The organism is Bacillus sp. JJ1566 (genome assembly GCF_036962685.1).
Classification (GTDB): domain Bacteria; phylum Bacillota; class Bacilli; order Bacillales; family Bacillaceae_L; genus Ferdinandcohnia.
Map to the genome: position 1 here is coordinate 1 of NZ_JBALOP010000100.1, position 1,133 is coordinate 1,133.

Here is a 1,133-nt window from a genome sequence, read left to right on the forward strand (position 1 = left end):
ATCATAGTTTCAGGTAATATAACATTTTGCAGTCCTCTTAATACACCTGATAATAATGGGATCCCAGTATAAATTGGTAATAAAATTGAAGCAATAATTAGACTTACGAATAACTCAATCTTTATTAGTTCGCTGCTAAATATTACTATACTTAATCCAATAATAGTTATAATTAATGATGTGAAAAATACAATTTTTCTAAACTTTTTATAGATACCCTTTATTGCACTAATATTATTATGTGATGAATATGCTGCAACATACCGAACAGTAGCCATTTCAAACCCTAACATAAACAAGCTCGAAAATCCTATTAATGCCATGGTATAAGAATAATATCCATAATTCTCAAGATCTAGAACCCTTGCTATATATACTTGCATTATAAAAACCAATGCAGCTCCAACTAACTTTATTAAAAAAGTTCCACTTGCAATTCTAACAAAGGTCTCTATCAAACTGTCCTGTTTGATTTTTTTAATTTTATAATATAAAAATCTCATATTTATTTACCTTCTCTTTTAGACAGTTTGCTTAGCTAATAATTAAACTATATTAATTTAACATTTAAAAAAATAATTTTTTAACTATTCTATTTATATTTTCACAAATTTAACAAGATGAGAAAGTATAATTGAAAAACCAATAAATAATATCGTAGAAAATAATCTTTCAATTATAAAAGCGCCGTGGGCAAATCCAAAGAAGCCCGCAATAATTATCCCAGCGCACAAAATTTCAATTTTAAAAGACTCTATTTTTTTATTTTGATATAAAGTGTAAACCGATCTAAAAGAAAATATTAGAGTGAACAACATTAAGACAAAACCAATTATCCCCATCTGATAAAGAGCAACCATAATCCATTGATCTACTAATAGAAGATCAATGACTGACTTAGGATATGGAAGTATGATTGAATCGGTAACTGATTTTGAAATTAGACCAATACCAAATAGAATGTCTTTATTATCCAAAAGGGAAATTCTGTAAATAAAGTCATCGATCATATCAAAAATATATGAAGACATACTCATATATCCATCTACATTTATTATATTTCCAAAGAGAACGATTAACCCTATGATAGGAATAATTATTATAAAAATAATTTTTTTAAAAGAGCTAATCTT

The 1,133-nt window shown here is 26.4% G+C and carries 2 protein-coding genes; both read right to left on the bottom strand.

Features of this window, described 5'->3' with window-relative positions; genetic code table 11:
- Nucleotides 1–503, bottom strand: a 503-nt coding sequence (locus tag V7112_RS23750; RefSeq protein WP_335424449.1) for an oligosaccharide flippase family protein, incomplete at its 3' end; no start/stop codon positions are given.
- Between the two features lie 93 nt (nucleotides 504–596).
- Nucleotides 597–1,133: hypothetical protein (locus V7112_RS23755; protein WP_335424451.1), on the bottom strand; the 537-nt coding region annotated here is incomplete at its 5' end.